The 16,377-nt window shown below is 44.5% G+C and carries 16 protein-coding genes; all 16 read left to right on the top strand.

Annotated elements, in window-relative coordinates; genetic code table 11:
• The first annotated feature begins 493 nt into the window (after positions 1-493).
• The 16 genes from NYE25_RS06525 (at position 494) to NYE25_RS06450 (ending at position 16,376) form a co-directional block, all read left to right on the top strand.
• A complete protein-coding gene (locus tag NYE25_RS06525) occupies positions 494-1,138 on the top strand; it encodes a hypothetical protein (protein ID WP_341145472.1) in 645 nt (214 codons plus the stop codon).
• 299 nt (positions 1,139-1,437) lie between these two features.
• A complete protein-coding gene (locus NYE25_RS06520; RefSeq protein ID WP_341145471.1) occupies positions 1,438-3,018 on the top strand; it encodes an SIR2 family protein in 1,581 nt (526 codons plus the stop codon).
• Positions 3,019-3,074: 56 nt separating this feature from the next.
• Complete coding sequence (locus NYE25_RS06515; protein ID WP_341145470.1) at positions 3,075-4,382, top strand: site-specific DNA-methyltransferase; 1,308 nt, start codon at positions 3,075-3,077, stop codon at positions 4,380-4,382.
• A 131-nt stretch (positions 4,383-4,513) separates the two neighbouring features.
• A complete protein-coding gene (locus NYE25_RS06510; protein WP_341145469.1) occupies positions 4,514-4,723 on the top strand; it encodes a hypothetical protein in 210 nt (69 codons plus the stop codon).
• Between the two features lie 84 nt (positions 4,724-4,807).
• Positions 4,808-5,425, top strand: a complete 618-nt coding sequence (locus NYE25_RS06505; protein ID WP_341145468.1) for an MltR family transcriptional regulator — start codon at positions 4,808-4,810, stop codon at positions 5,423-5,425.
• Positions 5,426-5,483: 58 nt separating this feature from the next.
• On the top strand, positions 5,484-6,395 hold the full coding sequence (gene terS, locus NYE25_RS06500) for a phage terminase small subunit (RefSeq protein WP_341145467.1): 912 nt from the start codon (positions 5,484-5,486) through the stop codon (positions 6,393-6,395).
• Positions 6,382-7,698 carry a PBSX family phage terminase large subunit gene (locus tag NYE25_RS06495; RefSeq protein ID WP_341145466.1) on the top strand — a complete coding sequence of 439 codons (1,317 nt, stop codon included), beginning with the start codon at positions 6,382-6,384 and terminating at the stop codon, positions 7,696-7,698. The genes terS and NYE25_RS06495 overlap by 14 nt, the downstream gene beginning before the upstream one ends.
• Before the next feature lie 3 nt (positions 7,699-7,701).
• Complete coding sequence (locus NYE25_RS06490; protein ID WP_341145465.1) at positions 7,702-9,180, top strand: phage portal protein; 1,479 nt, start codon at positions 7,702-7,704, stop codon at positions 9,178-9,180.
• On the top strand, positions 9,173-10,015 hold the full coding sequence (locus tag NYE25_RS06485) for a phage minor head protein (RefSeq protein WP_341145464.1): 843 nt from the start codon (positions 9,173-9,175) through the stop codon (positions 10,013-10,015). The genes NYE25_RS06490 and NYE25_RS06485 overlap by 8 nt, the downstream gene beginning before the upstream one ends.
• A 484-nt stretch (positions 10,016-10,499) precedes the next feature.
• Positions 10,500-11,096, top strand: a complete 597-nt coding sequence (locus tag NYE25_RS06480; protein ID WP_341145463.1) for a TetR/AcrR family transcriptional regulator — start codon at positions 10,500-10,502, stop codon at positions 11,094-11,096.
• The gene (locus NYE25_RS06475; RefSeq protein ID WP_341145462.1) at positions 11,093-11,677 is read left to right on the top strand and encodes a hypothetical protein; all 585 of its coding nucleotides are present in this window, start codon (positions 11,093-11,095) and stop codon (positions 11,675-11,677) included. Before NYE25_RS06480 ends, NYE25_RS06475 begins: the two co-directional genes overlap by 4 nt.
• Before the next feature lie 495 nt (positions 11,678-12,172).
• On the top strand, positions 12,173-13,141 hold the full coding sequence (locus tag NYE25_RS06470; RefSeq protein WP_341145461.1) for a helix-turn-helix transcriptional regulator: 969 nt from the start codon (positions 12,173-12,175) through the stop codon (positions 13,139-13,141).
• 370 nt (positions 13,142-13,511) lie between these two features.
• Positions 13,512-14,738 (top strand): XkdF-like putative serine protease domain-containing protein, encoded by a 1,227-nt coding sequence (locus NYE25_RS06465; protein ID WP_341145460.1) that lies wholly within the window; start codon positions 13,512-13,514, stop codon positions 14,736-14,738.
• 21 nt (positions 14,739-14,759) lie between these two features.
• On the top strand, positions 14,760-15,707 hold the full coding sequence (locus NYE25_RS06460) for a major capsid protein (protein ID WP_341145459.1): 948 nt from the start codon (positions 14,760-14,762) through the stop codon (positions 15,705-15,707).
• On the top strand, positions 15,707-16,012 hold the full coding sequence (locus NYE25_RS06455) for a hypothetical protein (protein ID WP_341145458.1): 306 nt from the start codon (positions 15,707-15,709) through the stop codon (positions 16,010-16,012). The genes NYE25_RS06460 and NYE25_RS06455 overlap by 1 nt, the downstream gene beginning before the upstream one ends.
• Positions 15,990-16,376 carry a hypothetical protein gene (locus NYE25_RS06450; protein WP_341145457.1) on the top strand — a complete coding sequence of 129 codons (387 nt, stop codon included), beginning with the start codon at positions 15,990-15,992 and terminating at the stop codon, positions 16,374-16,376. Before NYE25_RS06455 ends, NYE25_RS06450 begins: the two co-directional genes overlap by 23 nt.
• Position 16,377: the final 1 nt, after the last annotated feature.

The following is a 16,377-nucleotide window of genomic DNA, read 5'->3' as shown; positions in this document are numbered from 1 at the left end:
CAAAGTCCGTAAAGATTTTAAGCAAAGAGCGCAGCGCATTTGCTGCGGATGCGGAGCGGACGCCGCTCTATAGATCAGACTCATTGCACAATTGAAATGAATACATATTTCGAAGTCGCTCATTATTGGGCGGCTTTTTTCTATTGGGGGGATTGATTTGAAGAAGAGGAAGCAGCAGTGGCGTTTAAAAGATCCACCTCAGCAGCCGGCAAAGTGTAAGGGCTGCATATGGGGCCGTTGGGAAGGAACTGCACAGTTTTGTGGCAGGACAGTGTGCCAGAAGGGAAAATCTTCCTAGACGTCGAAATATGATTTCAGGGAGTGGATACTATGAGGAAACCTTTTAATTATGCTGTGCATAGGCTAATACCAAAAGTTGAATATACAAGGGTTGCATAAGTTTTCCTAGTCATTTTTCATTGCTAATATATTTATGTTACAGATAGTATAGTAAATACCGCAACCGATGTGGATATAAAAGGGGAATACATTAATGTGGAAACCTAAGATTCAACAAATAGTTAAATATTTATTTATATTGATATGTATTGTATCCTTTGGAATTTTCATCTACCCTGGAATATATAAGTATGATAAACTCGATCAAAAATTTCCAGTAATGATCAATCGAATAACAGGGGAAACCAAGATACTTTTTAGTGACTCTTGGTCTACTGTTGGGAATATTGATGCACAATTAAGTGAATTTGAAAGCTACAAGAAGGAAATATTAGAAACGATGAATTCACAGAATGAACAAATCAAAGAAAGTGTTTTAGAAAGTGTTCAGGCAGAATTAGATCAAGTGAAAAATCAGTTGATTTCTGAAACTGCAAGCGAACCAAATCCAACATACGAAGATGGAACATCAGTGTTTGATGCGGTTAGGAATAGTGATATAGGGACAGAATCTTCATCTGAATTCATAGACCGTAGAAAAGAAGAATTAAGAAGTTCAACTGGAATCACAAAGTTTGGACTCGGTGATACTAAAGAAACAGTAAAAAAATCTATGGGTACACCAAGCTCTATAATTAATAATGGGGACACATGGTTTTTTGATTCATCTACTGTTAATTTTGACAACGGAGTCGTAACAGGATGGAACGATCCTCTTAATGTCTTAAATCTAGAATAGATCCTTTGACCATACTGAATCGGGTATGGTCTTTTTGTTGTACACCAATACCAATAGGAAAGGGTGAAGGTAATGGTATTAATACCGGGGAAAATCACGATCAATGCCTTGAATTTGGAGTCGATCAAGGAGACTGTGGACATTCTGAACCTGAGGCGGGCAGGTTCTCTTAGTCTCTCGCTGAGTTTCTGCCTACCCAAAGATCAAAAACCAACTCAACTCAAAGGATGAAACGAACAGACAAATTTTCTGGAATAGTTTAGAATGGGAATATTATCTTGTAAGGAGAGATCAGTTGCATGGACGTCCAGCAAAAGCTTGAAATACACCTTAAAAAATTTCACTCAGCTCCATTTCTCTTTGTGGGTTCTGGTTTTTCTCGAAGATATCTGAATGCTGAGGACTGGGAAGGACTACTGAGACGTTTTTCTGATTTAATTAGACCTGGCAGATTTCCATATTATAAATCAACTGGTGAAGGTAAACTGGACGTAGCTGCTGGTCTTATGGCAAAAGACTATCACAAAAAATGGTGGGATGATCCGGAATATGAAGAAAGCCGACAAGAGTTCAGCGAGAAAGCAACAGATATAGCAAGCCCGTTGAAAATTGAGATTTCTAAGTATTTGAAAGAGAAATTATATATATACGGGGAGAGTCAACAAAACGACCTGGAAATTGAAGCTCTTAAACATGTTGTTATTGATGGTATAATCACTACTAATTGGGACACTTTACTTGAGCAAATTTTCCCGAATGAATTTCATAAATATGTCGGTCAAAAAGAACTCCTTTTTTCAACTACCCAGGAAGTAGGAGAAATCTACAAAATACATGGCTGCTCAACAGATCCAGATTCATTAGTTTTGACGGATGTAGATTATAGTAATTTCCATAAAGACAATCCTTATTTGGCGGCAAAACTTTTAACCATATTCATAGAGCACCCTATTATTTTCATAGGCTACTCTATGTCTGATGAGAACATTCAGAGTATTCTTACATCTATAACCTCTTGTTTAAGTAAAGAACATTTGGATAAGCTGCAGGACCGTTTAATATTTCTTCAGCGTAAAAATGAGACCGAAGAAGATATCTTTCATGCTGGACCAATTACTATTAATGGTAACTCGATCATTGTTACCACAATCAAAACAAATGATTTTTCTCAAGTTTATAAGGCTTTATCTAAATACAAACGTCAATTTAGCGCAAAACAGTTAAGGCAAATAAAATCTCAACTCTACGAAATAGTTAAGACAAGTGATCCACAAAATAAAATCTACGTCTCCGATGTTGAAGGTAACCTCGATTCATCTGAAGTGGAATTTGTAATAGGTGTTGGTGTTGCTTCGAAGTTTGGAGAAATTGGATATGAACCGATTCCTATCAAACAGTTGTATGAGGATATTGTTAATGATCAGCCTGAGTTTGATTATGATAAAATAACCCAAAGTTTACCAACCTTCATAAGGCTTGATAGATACTTACCGATGTTTAAATTTATTTCGTTAAGCAGTGAGGAACTTATTCAAGGCTTAGACAGCCGGATTGTGACGAGGTTATCGAAAATAGACGGGGATAGTTTCATTACCATTACTAATCGTAGAAAGCTTGAGTTTGTAAGGCATGAATGTAGAACAATTGAGGGCTTAATGGAACATTTTGAGGAGTTTGATAAGGTTATTGAGTATATTCCACTTCTCGATAAAAATTGTATAGACAGAGATTTTCTAAAGGAATTTATTATAGAAAACATAGAGATATTAGAGTATAAATCTGGTTGGACCTATAGTAATTTCAGAAAATTAATTCGTTTTTATGATTGGTTAGTTTACAGTGAAAGAGTACTGCCTAATTTATTAGATAAAGTTAAGTGACGGGCCTAACTGCCCGTCTTTTTTCAGATATTGTAGAAAAAGTGGTGATTAAAAATATGAAAATAGCGATTGTTCCGATTAATCAGATCAAAGCATCAGCATACAACCCCCGCGTAGACCTTCAGCCAGGCGATCCGGAGTATGAGAAGCTGAAGCGCAGCCTGGATGAATTTGGCTACGTTGACCCAATCGTATGGAATGAGCAGACCGGCAATATGGTCGGTGGCCATCAGCGTTACAAAGTGCTGGTAAATGAGCAGGGCTGCACGGAGCTGGCTGTATCAGTAGTTAACCTGGACCCAGAGCGTGAGAGGCTGCTGAATCTGGCACTGAATAAAGTTTCCGGCCGTTGGGATGATGAAGCATTGGCGCAGCTGCTGAATGAGTTGCAGGAAGGCGGAGTGGATTTGGCTTTATCCGGTTTTGATTCGGAGGAGATCGAGGAGTTGATAGCTGAGTTTGTCGGTGTTCCAGACACTGAGATCGATCTGCCGGTTGTTGAAGATGATTTCGACGTCCAGAGTGCCCTTGATCATATCAAAGAGCCGGAGACGCAGCGCGGGGATATTTGGCAGCTTGGACGGCATATCCTTATGTGTGGTGACTCTACGAATGCTGAGGATATTGCCAAGCTGATGGACGGGGTAAAGGCTGCTCTAGTTGTGACCGATCCACCTTATAATGTGGCGGTGCAAAGCGACTCGGCCCGCCTGGTTGAAGCCGGCACCAGCTCAATATTGAATGACGATATGCCCGCAGAGGAGTTTGCGGGCTTTTTGCATGCTGTCTTTCAACATTACGCTGTGGCCATGGAACCGACCGCAGCGATTTATGTCTTTCATCCATCATCCTATCAGCGTGAATTTGAGGATGCCATGAACGCTGCAGGGATTACGGTTCGCTGCCAGTGCGTGTGGGTCAAGAACGTGGCCACTTTCGGTTGGGCGCAATACCGCTGGAAGCATGAACCGGTGTTTTATGCCCACAAGAAAGGTAAGGCCCCCGCTTGGTATGGCGATCGCACGCAGACTACGGTTTGGCGGTCCGGTTTGCCGGCGGAAGATCCACTTCCGGAGACGGTTTGGGAGGTTTCGAAAGGAGACGTGACTAAATATGTGCATCCAACGCAGAAGCCGCTGGAGCTGCTGGCCATCCCGATTAAAAATAGTAGCCAGCAGGGAGACATGATTGCTGATTTCTTTGGTGGCAGCGGCTCCACAATGATGACCTGTGATCAGCTTGATCGCTCCTGCAGGACCATGGAGCTTGATCCGCTGTTTTGTGATGTGATCAAATTGCGGTACCAGGCCGCGACAGGCACAGAGCCACTGCTGCTTCATCGTGTTGATCCCGTAATAAATTAAAAGGAGGACGCGCTAACGTCCTCCCAATCAACCAGGGTATCCCCCGGCTGAGACAGCGGCGCGCCACGCGTGGCATTCACAGTCATCCGCTGTCTCGTTTCCAAATATACACGGAAGCCGAGGGGAACACAATGGGAACAAAAGATAAAGTTTTGTTGCAGCACGAGCTTGAAGTTATGGCTGGTATCCTCGAAAGCAAGGCGCAGTATCGTAAAATCGTTAAGGCTGGCATAGCCAAATGGGTCAAGGACTTCCAGGACGGCCGAATTGAGATCAAGACGGTAGATGACCTTAAGAAGCTGATTGAGATAGATATTGAATTGCAAAAGGATGAAATGTGACGAAACCAGTTTAAATTGAAGTTTACAGTATCAGAATAAAGTATAATAGTACAGTATGTAATTCGGTGTTGGAGGTATTATTATATGAATTCTAAAGATTTGGAAAATGTAGACGAAGTAATCAATTTTATTAACACGACAATTCCGGATGAAGTGGTTAAATTTCGATTACATCTTGATAAGGAGACTGATCGAGGGTGTGCGTTAATGGCTGCCGCTTTTTTAGACGAGCTTCTAAAGAAATTGCTTGAAAAGTATATGGTAAATGAGCCAAATTCATTCAAAGAATTGTTCACTGGATCTGGAGGTCTTTCATCATTTTCTTCAAAAATAAATTTGAGCTATCTTTTAGGGCTTATCTCTGAGAAATCAAAACGAGATTTGCATATCATTAGGAAAATTAGAAACGAATTCGCTCATTCAATGGAAATTATTGATTTTGAACATCCACCAATTGCTTCTCGTTGCAGAGAGTTGCACCATAATGTTTTTCGTGATGAACTTTCCCCAAGAAAATCATTTGTTCGTATCGCATTTGGGGTAGCAGGGCTATTAAATGGAGCTATGCTAATGGTTGAAAAGAGATCGGTGCATGAAAATATAGATTTTGATTCAGATGAATGGCTAAAAGGCATTGTTTCATCTGAAAAATTATTAAAGGAAATAGCACTTTATCAGATAAATAATAATGAGCAAAAATAATCATTTTTAGCACCATTAAAGACGAGTTCATGGAACTTGTCTTTTTGTATGGGAGGTGGTGACATGTAGCATGGCCAGAGAACGCAGTCCCGAACGGGATAAAACAAGACAGATGTGGCTCAAGAGCGGCGGGACGATGAAGCTTAAGGACATCGCTGCCGCTCTTTTTGTTGGCGAAAATAAGGTGCGTAAATGGAAGTCAATTGACCATTGGGAAGAGGAACTCAAAGGGAACGTTCCAACTGTATCCAAAGGGAGCGTTCCAATTGAGATGAAAGGGAACGTTCCATATCGCGGTGCTCCCAAAGGGAACAAGAACGCAGTCGGTAATCGCGGCGGTGCTCCCCCAGGTAATAAAAATGCCAAGGGAAATAGCGGCGGGTCTGGGGGGCCTGTCGGTAACAAGAAGGCCGTCACTACTGGTGAGCATGAAACCATATGGATGGACTCGCTGACCGAAACCGAGCAGCAGCTCATCGATCAGGTGGACACTGACCCGATCATCCAGGCGAATGAATCTCTTTACCTTCTGACGATCCGTGAGCGTCGTATGATGCACCGGATCAAATCCCTGATGGATGGGTTATCCGAGACCGAGCGCAGTGTGCTCTACGAGATGAAGGCCATCAAGGAAGTCGCGGAGATCCATGATGAGAAGACCGGCATTACGAAGAAAATCCCGCATAGCCGTAATGAAATGATGGAGTCTAAGATTGAGGAGAAGGGCTTCCGCAAACTGGACGACATCGTGAAGTTGGAAGAGGCTCTTACTCGCATACAAGATAAGAAGATCAGAGCTATCGAGCTCAAGAACCGCCTAACTGATGACGAGAAGCGTATTCGCATCGAAACCATGGAGTATGAGTTACAGATGCTTCGTGGCGGGGGTAAGGAAGACTTCGAAGACGATGGCTTTATGGATGCACTGAAGGGTCGAGCGGCGGGAGTGTGGAAAGATGGGGAAACTTAAACTAAAGCCGCCAGCGTTCAAATGGGCTCCATTCTCTAATAAGCAGCTTAAAGTTCTGACTTGGTGGATGCCCGAGAGCCCGCATCACAATAAAGATGCAATCATCTGTGATGGTTCCGTCCGGGCCGGCAAGACGGTCTGCATGTCATTCTCCTTTATCGCCTGGGGGATGGACACCTTCCGAGGTGAGCAGTTCGGTATGTCGGGGAAGACAATTGGTGCGCTACGACGTAACGTGGTCGGTCCGCTGAAACGCATGTTGGCCAGCCGCGGGTATCATGTTCATGACAATCGATCTGAAAATGTTTTGACTGTGACCCGGGGCTTAATAAGCAACCGGTTCTTTTTATTTGGTGGACGAGATGAAAGTTCTCAGGATCTGATTGCCGGGATCACACTGGCTGGGATGTTCTTCGATGAAGTGGCGCTCATGCCGAAGTCCTTCGTTGACCAAGCGACTGCCCGTTGTTCTGTAGATGGTGCCAAGCTCTGGTTCAACTGTAACCCTTCAGGACCGTATCACTGGTTCAAAAAGGAATGGCTGGACCAGCTGCAGAAGAAGCACGCGCTGCACCTACACTTCACAATGGAGGATAATCTCTCACTTTCTGAGCGTGTACGGGAGCGGTACCGGCGCATGTACAGCGGGATCTTTTATCAGCGGTACATCTTAGGGCTTTGGGTAATGGCAGAGGGAGTGATTTTCTCTAAGTTTAATGATGCAGTTCATAAGAAATCCAGAGACTGGTTCCCGGCCAAGTTTGATCGCAAGTTCATTTGTATTGACTACGGTGCTAATAACCCGACGGCATTTCTGAAATACGGAGTCCGCGGGAACGTCTATTATGAGCTGGATGAGTATTATCACAATATCCGCCATAAGGGAGAGAAAACGAATGGCGAATATGCTGATGACCTGGAGGCCTTTATTGACGGAGATGAATATTCGATCTTCATCGACCCGTCAGCAAAGGCTTTTATTATTGAACTGAAGAAGCGGGGGATCAACAATATCCGAGCTGCGGTGAATACCGTACTGGATGGAATTCAGACGGTGTCTAACCGATTTCAGAATAATGAACTTTATATCTGTGCCGATAACACCAATTCCCTTCAGGAGTTGGTGTCTTATGTATGGGATGAAAAAGCCGCCGAACGTGGCGAGGACAAGCCCATTAAGCAAAACGATCATACCTGTGACGCGCGTAGGTACGGTATCCATACGGATTATCTGTTGCAGCGTGTGAAGCAGCGTAAAAAAGAGAGAGAGGAGCGATCTGATCATGATGTGGGGTGGGTGTAAGGCATGAGTGGCGAGGCACGGTGGTTCCAAATATCAAAAGCAGAGGAAAGGCATATTCCCTCGAGCGCACAGCTACCGGATAGCTTTGAAAACCTATACGATCAGCACGGGCTGCTTCCGTTTCCACCAGGCAATGACCCTGCCTCCTGCAAACTGCTGGTCAAGAACAGTAACATCATTCCGCAGTGCATCGAGGCATACAAGCGAAACATTGCTGGATATGGTATTGCTTTGGAGTACCTCCCTGGTGAGAGTGATCAGACCGCGCAGGAGGAGTGGAACAAGGCTGATAAGTTCTTGGAAACCTGTAACCTGGAAGATACACCGGATGAGATTATCGGCTCCTTGATTGAGGATATTGAAAGTAGCGGAAATGCAAATGTGGAGGTTGCTTGGCCTGCCGGTAGTGAGTTTCCAACGCTTTACCGCATGAACCCTAAATATGTACGTTGTACGCGGGAAACGGACAGGGCAACAATCAAGCGTAAGCGACTGATCCGCTCAACAAAGAGGATAGAGGAATTCTCCCAAGATATCTATGCCCGGAAGTATGCCATGAAGCGAGGGCAGTCCGTAGTTTGGTTCCGTCCTTTTGGAACAGAGGGTCAAGGGAACCAGATCATTCCCTTAAAGTTAGGAAATGATGGTCCTTATGGTGAACCGCGCTGGTTTGGGAATGCACCTGGAGTGGTTGGTAGTCGTGAAGCAGAGGAACTCAATGTTTCTTATTTCAGTAACGGCCGAATGCTTTCCATGCTGCTAACGGTGACCAACGGACGACTGACCAAGCAATCGATGGAGCTGCTGAAGAATGTAAAAGGTTCGCAGTCCCAAGGAGGCATTCTTTATCTGGAAGCCATAGGGGAAGAGACTGGTGGACCACTAGATGAGAAAGTCGAGAAGGTATCTATTAAGCTGGACAAACTGAATGATCTATTGCAGCAGGATGCCTTGTTTCTAGAATACGGGAAGGACAAGAAAGCCGATATCCTCTCCGCGTTCCGATTGCCACCGATACTGGTTGGCCAGAGTTCTGATTACAACCGTGCAACGGCGCAAGCCGCGCTGCGATTTGCAGAGGAACAGGTCTTTGAACCGTACCGCAAGTGGATCATGGATGAGATCTTTAATAAACGCTTATTCCCGGCCATGGGCATCTTCCGTGTACGGGCGACTTTGCGTGGACCACGTATTATTGACCCGGAAGACCGCAAGGCGTTGCTGGACTTTATCGCAGACCGCGGTATAATGCTGGTCCGTGATCTGATTCCAATTGCTGAAGAGGTACTTGATACAACGGTCGATGAGTCAAAATACACTGATGAATATTTGGATACACCGATTGCTCAACTGATTAATAGTCAGCCTGCATTAACTGTGCCAGAACCTAACTCTGATGTAGACAATCTGCAAGAGCAGGTATCCACAATTGCCAAGCGTCTGCTGCGTCAGAGTCATGATGAGGTAGTCAGCCATGTGTAAGGATTGCTGGGAGCTCATCGCCAAAGCGGACGATACTGAGTTTTTGGATAGTTTGGAGTTGACCCATGCGGAGCGGACAGTGCTGGAAGAGTTGTACAAGCAGGGTGAAACCCGAATAGTTGAGATCTTCGAGCTGCAGGGGAAGGCGCTACATGATGCAATCCTGGAACTCAGTGAGGAACTACTGATTGATATCGGTGAGCTTGGGAAGGTGCTGCTGTCGGTTCAGAGCGGGGATCTCTTTACGGTACAGTTCGAGCAGGTGGTGTATGATGCCTTCACGCCGCTGTATCACTTGGCTGGTGAATCGGAGCTGACAGTGCTGAACACTGAAAAGATCTGGTCTACGAAGCATAAGGCGGCATCACGGTTTGCCAAGAAGCTGCAGAAACTTGTCCCGGATATGAACGGGACTAGCAAGGATGTTATGACCCGAGCCTTTCAAAAAGCTATTAAGGAGGGAAAGACACCCTCCGAGCGGGCGCTGCTCGTACGTGAGATCAGTGCGGCAGCTGCAAAGGGTGATGCCGGCCCATTCAACATGGAGCGGGCTATTACCGTTTCCCGAACCATGAGCACGGCAGCGGCCAACGGAGGCAAGCTGGAGGGCTGGAAGCAATCCGAGGTGGTAACCAGGAAAAAATGGCGATCTGCCGGGGGTAATCGTACACGAAAGACACACAGAAAAGCCAACGGTCAGGAACAACCGCTGGATAAGCCATTCTTAGTAGGTAAGAAGGGGAAAGAAAGCAAGCTGATGTTTCCGGGAGATCCTTCAGGACGTGCGGAGGAGATTATCCGTTGCAGGTGTTCGATGCAATCGGTAATGAAATGAAAAAGATAATTTGCCAACTAATCTTCTTTTTTTGTTTAATATGAATTACAAAAAAAGTGGAGGGGATTATTTTGAATGTGGAATAGAAGAGTGAGCAAATAGAGTAATAGACTGATGATCATCATTAAGCTAACTGGCAGTTTAGTTGAAAATGAATCACGCTGAACCGTATCATAAGTAGGGGCAAGTTTTTTGTAGAAAAACTCGCAGGAGCCTGTATTCACATCATGCCAACTATTGACTGAGATTGGATTTGGATCACGTTCAATGTAAAAGGTTGTAAACAGGCATTTGCGAGTTTGTATGTTCTACGAAACAATAAGATACTAGAACCTCTGTATACTTACCGTAAGAAGCTGCTCTTTCGCTGTATTAGCCGGAATAAGAAAACAAAAATCATATTGACATTTTGCAAAAATGATAATAACGTACGTTATATAACATTTGTTATTTAATATACTTATTGTGTGGGGAGTTGGAAAAAATGCCTCCAAAAGCAGAGGTCACTAAAGAACAGGTTTCCAATGCGGCGTTTGAGTTGACCAGACAAGAGGGATTCGAGATACTGACAGCCAGAAATATCGCTCTAAAACTGAAATGCTCAACTCAACCGGTATACCGATTGTACAGGAGCATGGAAGAGGTCAAAGAGAATGTTTTCAGACGTGCTGTCGATTACGCTTTAGTAGAGATCAAAAGCTACAACAATGAAAAAAATGAGCCTGCTATGAACTTGGCGGTTGGTTGTTTGCTTTTTGCTCAATCCGAGAAGCAGCTTTTTCGTTTATTGTTTTTGTCCGATTGCAGCATTGACTACAACAGGAGTAATAATGACATCATTACGGAGGAGATCTATAGTGCGTTCTTACAGCTCGACCCACAGTTATGTACTATGAACACAACCAAGGCTCGGGAACTGTTTAAGAAGCTTTCGGCGTATTGGCTAGGAATAGCGGTCATGATCCATATGAATTCGCACGAACTGACCATTGACGAGGCGATAGTCATGCTGGAGGAAATGTATCATGTACTGAAGCGTAGTGCAATGCTGGGAGTAGTCATTAAGGAGGAACAATCATGATTACATATCTGACGCATTATTACAGACTAGGTGACCCGCCGTTCCGTAGCCTATCCGCATTATGCGATGCAGAAGCGATTGCCGTTATGGAGTCTCTGTATGAGGATAACCCATTAGCTGATAGATTCAAGGAGCCGGCTCAATATATGAATAACAGAAGACAGGTTGAACATTGGGTGAAGAATGAATTTATAGCAAAGGGAGGAGAACCCAAGGAAAACTATCCACTCTATGCAGTACTCGGCTACTCTCATTGGATGGAAGAACACTTGTCCTCCCTTGAATTAAGCAGCCTGCGTGTTCCGCTTACCATTTTTTCGCACGGAGATATTAGCTTCACTTATCCGGATAGTATGGTTACCTACTGGCTTGGAATGGACAAGGAATCTGCTCATTATCAATCCCAGTATCACGGTAAAATCTTTACCCTCTCTGACTTGGATAGGTTGGAGCATATTTACGGTGCGCCGGAAGATAAGGGGAGAACTGCGCTTTGGGAAGGCATGGGCCCCTATATTGAATATATTGAAGCTCAAATCTGGAACCAACAGCCACTGTCTGATTACTTGAAGACAATCTAACCTGAGTTGGGGAACTTGAAGTAGTTAGTTAGTTTGGTTTCTATAGAAAATGGATACTTCTTCTCCTGTTCGAGCTGTTAGAAGGGAATCGTCACTCGTACTTTTTATCCAAACGTACCTCTCATGTCGAATATGAACTTACAGAGAGCGATCAGGGAGCAGAAAAGGTATTGTGATTTTAGGATGGCCCTAAAACTTGCCGCTTCAACCATCGCGGAGAACCGTACCATAAGTAACGGCAAGTTTTCAATGAAAAGCTCGCAGAGATTTCAAAAGCTTATTATTGGCATGGGTGTGGAATTTTAATAGGACATACTCAGCGATTAAGTCGCCGCAACGGTGGCTCCACACTTTTTCGGATGATAAAATATGCGCTGCCTAGTTGCAAATTGATATGATACAGACTAAATAGTGGTTTCGCAAGTAGAATCAAGCAATGCAATTTCCATTACTCTACAATGACTATAGAGTGGTTGAAACGAGGTGAACAGACGAATGTACGAGTGGCACAAGCAAATCCAAATAATCGTTGATGAAATTGACGAGTGTATTAAAAATCGTAACGGTGAAGCAATAACGCTACGATCTCTTTCTCGCAAGTTAGGTTATTCCGAATTTCATACTACGAGAAAATTCAAGGAAATATCGGGTATGCAATTTAGGGATTATCTGCGGCATAGAAAATTAGCCTTTGCACTAAAAGAGGTTCGGGATAGTGAAAAAAGCATTTTGGATATTGCTTTTGATTATGGTTTTTCATCACATGAAGCTTTTACCAGAGCTTTCAAGGGAACATATGGTGTAACTCCAAGCGAATACAGAAAAAAGCCTAAGCCTGTCGTTCTTCGTACAAAAATAAACCCTTTCGACCGCTACTTTTTGGGATTGGGAGAGATTGGTATGATGAAATCTACAGACAATATTCAAATCTATTTTGTAACCATCCCCGCTCACAAATTTCTGCACATTAAAAACTATGAGAGTAATGGGTATTGGGATTTTTGGCAAAAGCAAAGTCTTATTCCGGGACAGGACTGCGAAACCATTTGCGGCTTACTCGATAGTATCAAGGGCAAACTGGATGACGATGGCGGGAGCGAACCTAACGGCGGTAGCGGTCAGATTATGGCGTACATTAATGACCCTGACGGCAGACTCTGCGATTGGGGGATTCCGCGTACAGAGTGTCATGGTGTACGACTTCCTTTTGATTATAAAGGCGAAGTGCCACCACAAATGCTTATGATTGATGTTCCCGAAGCCGAATATATTGTTTTTGAACATGGGCCATTCGATTATGAGCAGGAAAATCGTAGTGTGGAGGAAAAGATTGAAGAGGCAATGGCAACTTTTGATTTTGCAGGTACTGGTTACTGCTTTGATACTTCCCCCGGTCGAATAATTTACTTTTATTTTAATCCGGAGCGGTTTTGGAAGTATATCAGACCAGTGCGGAAGTCATAATCAATAAAAAGCACCTGCCCAATGCGGTAGGTGCTTTACTACATAGGATAACGTCCTGACACCGCTCCTTCACAGATAAAAATGTGTGCTCGGTTGATATAAGGGTGGCTCTAAAATTCACCGCTTAAACCAAAGCGGTGAATCGTAAGTAGGGGTAAGCTTTTTACTGACTGCATTACGCTAACCGGAAACGTTAGTTCAATGAAACAGCGACAGTCTAGGACATTATTTTCTCGTCCTTTGCTGTCGCTGTTTCAATTTCTAGGTCAGTCCATTATTTATTTAACGAATTTTGGCGCCATTACAATTCAGAATCTGCAAGGAGTTATCTAATATAGCTTTTTTTATTGAAAGGAGGTGAGAACAGAATATGAGCTATAAACTGAAAGATGCTAAAATCACGCATATCTCTCTGGTTGACAAGGGCGCTAACGGCGTGCCGTTTGCCATCATCAAGTCTGCCGGGAAGAACGCCATCCAGAAACAGGTGCAAATCGCTAAGATTGATGATGATAAGCGGATTGTCAAAGGCGTTGTGTATCAGCCGGATGTGGCAGACGCTCATGACGATCAAATGGATGAAGTCGAAATTGAGAAGGCTGCACATCTCTTCATGGAGAAGCAGCATACCTACAACATCGACAAGCAGCATGATCTCGAGGTCGATAAGGGTTTTGTCATTGAGTCATACATTGCTCCTTGTGACATGACGCTTGGTGAGCAGCAGATTGCGAAGGGCTCCTGGGTTGCAGCTGTGAAAGTCACTGACGACGATACTTGGGAAGACATCAAAAAAGGCGAGATAACTGGCTTTTCAATGTGGGGTGTAGGTAAGCGGGAAGAGATCGAGGAGGAAGAGGAGGTATCCAAGGGAATCTTGAGCCGAATAGCTAAAGCGCTGGGCCTGATCGAAAAGGGTGCGGTCGCTGATAAATACCATAAGAACCGGAAGAACCGAGAATTTTGGGCGGCGCAGGATGCCCTCAACTCGGTTCTTTTTAATTGGGACAGTTATAACAGCGGGATGGAAACCGATGCTGAAACCATTCGAGAGGCGCTTCAAGATTTTGTAGATATTGCGCAGGATGTGCTGACCAAGGAAGACATCGTGAAAGCCATTGGCACACCTTCAGAGCAGATTGCGAAAGCTGGTAAGAAAATTTCCGCTGGTAACCTGAAGCACGTAGATGATGCGATCGCTGCATTGACCGAACTTAAAAATAAAACGGCTCCCCAAGAGAAAGAGCCCGAGGAGGATGACGATTTGAAAGCTGAAGATATTGCCAAGGCTGTAACGGCCGCAATGGCCCCGATCGCCAAGCAGGTAGAAGGCCTGACGGCAGAAATTGCGGTTCTTAAGAAAGAGGAAGGTGTCGACGGTGAGCAACCTGCAGGTGTTGCTGCTCCAGTTACTACCGCAGAAGAGACTGCAATTACCGACGCCATTGCCAAGGCTCTTGAACCGCTGAGTCAGCAGATGCAGACGCTGGCAGCAGATGTACAACTGGTAAAGAATAGCCGTGGTGCTTCCGCGCAAGGTGATGAAGAAGAAATCAGCAAATCAGAAGGCGCCGTAAGTTTCGGACGCTTCCTGTAATTCGAAGGAGGAATGCAAACCATGAGAACAAACGGTAATATCGCTAGTACAAGCATTCGTAAATCAACTATCGTCACACCTATGGACCAAAACGCTCTAAATTATGAGGAAGTCGAAGCCTTCACAGATATGGCGTACGAGGCTAACAGCTTCCTAAAAGGTATCCGTCATGAGAATCGGAAGAGTTCCAAAGGAACCATTGACAAGGTGGGTGTACGTGGCCGTAACATGCGGAGTAAAAAAGAGAATATTATGGCTTCCAACACGCCTGGTCTGACCTTTCCACAGATTCCATATTCAGTGGAGCCAGTAATTGTTCCATTTGATATTACTGAGGAATTTATTCGCCAGACTCAGCGGGTACGTGGTCAAAACGCAGAGGATATCATCATGCGGGCTATGGCAAACAACTACGGTGAGAATATGCAGGACATCGGCTTTAATGGTGATACTGCAACCCCCAATAGTGACCCAGATTATGAGTTTTTGAGCATAAATGACGGCTGGTTGAAGAAGGCACGTACCACCGGTCATTACTTAGATTGGAAGACACTTTCGGCTAAAGAGAAAACAGGGATTTTATTTGAGGTTGAACGTGCTATACCAACCCGTTATCGTGCTGGTGGGGTATTTAAATACTTCATGCATCCAAATACCTTCAGTGAGCGACTTCAAATGTTGGCTGAGAAGGACACCAGCGCATCTATTCAATTGCAGATCTTGGGGGGCACGAAGAAAGTCAACGCTTATGATGTTGAAGAGGTCTGGAGTATGCCGGAAGGAGCGATTCTCTTTACTTATCAGCCAAACTTTGCGATGGTCCATACTTATGACATGCAGATTCGGAAGACGACTGAGGGCAAGGAGGCAATCTGGACTGATAAGCGTTTCTATGCGATTCATTCCGATTTTGACGCCATTTTTGAAGAACCTCAGGCACTGGCTTATGTGGAAGGGGTGGAATTCTAATGCCATACGTAACCTATCGAGGCAAGAACGCCTCACTCCGGCTGTATAGTATTCGTTTTGAGCCAGCTAAGCCGGTACTGGTGGAAGATTCGGTTGTGCTGGAAAAACTGCATGAGCATCCTGATTTTGAAGTGAATGCAGAGAAGGTCATTCCGCTGGAAGATCTGACAGTTGTCCAACTAAAGGACAAAGCGAAGAAAGCAGGCATTGAAGGCTTTGCGGATATGAATAAGCCGAAGTTGATCACTGCACTGAAGGCGTTGGAAGGCGGCGGTGTGCCGAATGCTGGTAGCGACACTCCTTAAGAAACGTAGCCGTGTCAGTGCTGTACAAGAAGCAACTGACGATCAGCTTGAGCAGTACATTGATGATGCACTGACCCGGATCGAATTGTATTTACCTGTTCCTTTTCCGGAGGTAGCAGATAAGCAGCTCATGCTGGCCTGGGTCAAGCTGGCGGAGTCACTCGCTTTGCAGGACAGCGAGGAATACCTAGCTTCAGTCGCTCGTGGATACTCAGCAGAAAGTGACGGTGCTTGGACATATACTCGACAGGCCGTAGAGGGTAAGACCACAGGTAATGCCGACGTGGATTCCATTCTCTTTCTGTGGGTCAAGAAGCAGCAGTCCGGGCCGGATGATGGGAACATCACGGCCTATTTGCTATGAA

Source organism: Paenibacillus sp. FSL E2-8871, from assembly GCF_038000345.1.
Taxonomy (GTDB): Bacteria; Bacillota; Bacilli; order Paenibacillales; family Paenibacillaceae; genus Paenibacillus_AQ.
The sequence above is the reverse complement of the archived record's forward strand: the minus strand, read 5'-3'. Positions and strand labels throughout refer to the sequence as shown.

Coding starts and splice junctions, on each gene's coding strand:
- NYE25_RS06525 (WP_341145472.1), top strand. CDS start 494: ATGTGGAAACCTAAGATTCAACAAATAGTTAAATATTTATTTATATTG.
- NYE25_RS06520 (WP_341145471.1), top strand. CDS start 1,438: ATGGACGTCCAGCAAAAGCTTGAAATACACCTTAAAAAATTTCACTCA.
- NYE25_RS06515 (WP_341145470.1), top strand. CDS start 3,075: ATGAAAATAGCGATTGTTCCGATTAATCAGATCAAAGCATCAGCATAC.
- NYE25_RS06510 (WP_341145469.1), top strand. CDS start 4,514: ATGGGAACAAAAGATAAAGTTTTGTTGCAGCACGAGCTTGAAGTTATG.
- NYE25_RS06505 (WP_341145468.1), top strand. CDS start 4,808: ATGAATTCTAAAGATTTGGAAAATGTAGACGAAGTAATCAATTTTATT.
- NYE25_RS06495 (WP_341145466.1), top strand. CDS start 6,382: ATGGGGAAACTTAAACTAAAGCCGCCAGCGTTCAAATGGGCTCCATTC.
- NYE25_RS06490 (WP_341145465.1), top strand. CDS start 7,702: ATGAGTGGCGAGGCACGGTGGTTCCAAATATCAAAAGCAGAGGAAAGG.
- NYE25_RS06485 (WP_341145464.1), top strand. CDS start 9,173: ATGTGTAAGGATTGCTGGGAGCTCATCGCCAAAGCGGACGATACTGAG.
- NYE25_RS06480 (WP_341145463.1), top strand. CDS start 10,500: ATGCCTCCAAAAGCAGAGGTCACTAAAGAACAGGTTTCCAATGCGGCG.
- NYE25_RS06475 (WP_341145462.1), top strand. CDS start 11,093: ATGATTACATATCTGACGCATTATTACAGACTAGGTGACCCGCCGTTC.
- NYE25_RS06470 (WP_341145461.1), top strand. CDS start 12,173: ATGTACGAGTGGCACAAGCAAATCCAAATAATCGTTGATGAAATTGAC.
- NYE25_RS06465 (WP_341145460.1), top strand. CDS start 13,512: ATGAGCTATAAACTGAAAGATGCTAAAATCACGCATATCTCTCTGGTT.
- NYE25_RS06460 (WP_341145459.1), top strand. CDS start 14,760: ATGAGAACAAACGGTAATATCGCTAGTACAAGCATTCGTAAATCAACT.
- NYE25_RS06455 (WP_341145458.1), top strand. CDS start 15,707: ATGCCATACGTAACCTATCGAGGCAAGAACGCCTCACTCCGGCTGTAT.
- NYE25_RS06450 (WP_341145457.1), top strand. CDS start 15,990: ATGCTGGTAGCGACACTCCTTAAGAAACGTAGCCGTGTCAGTGCTGTA.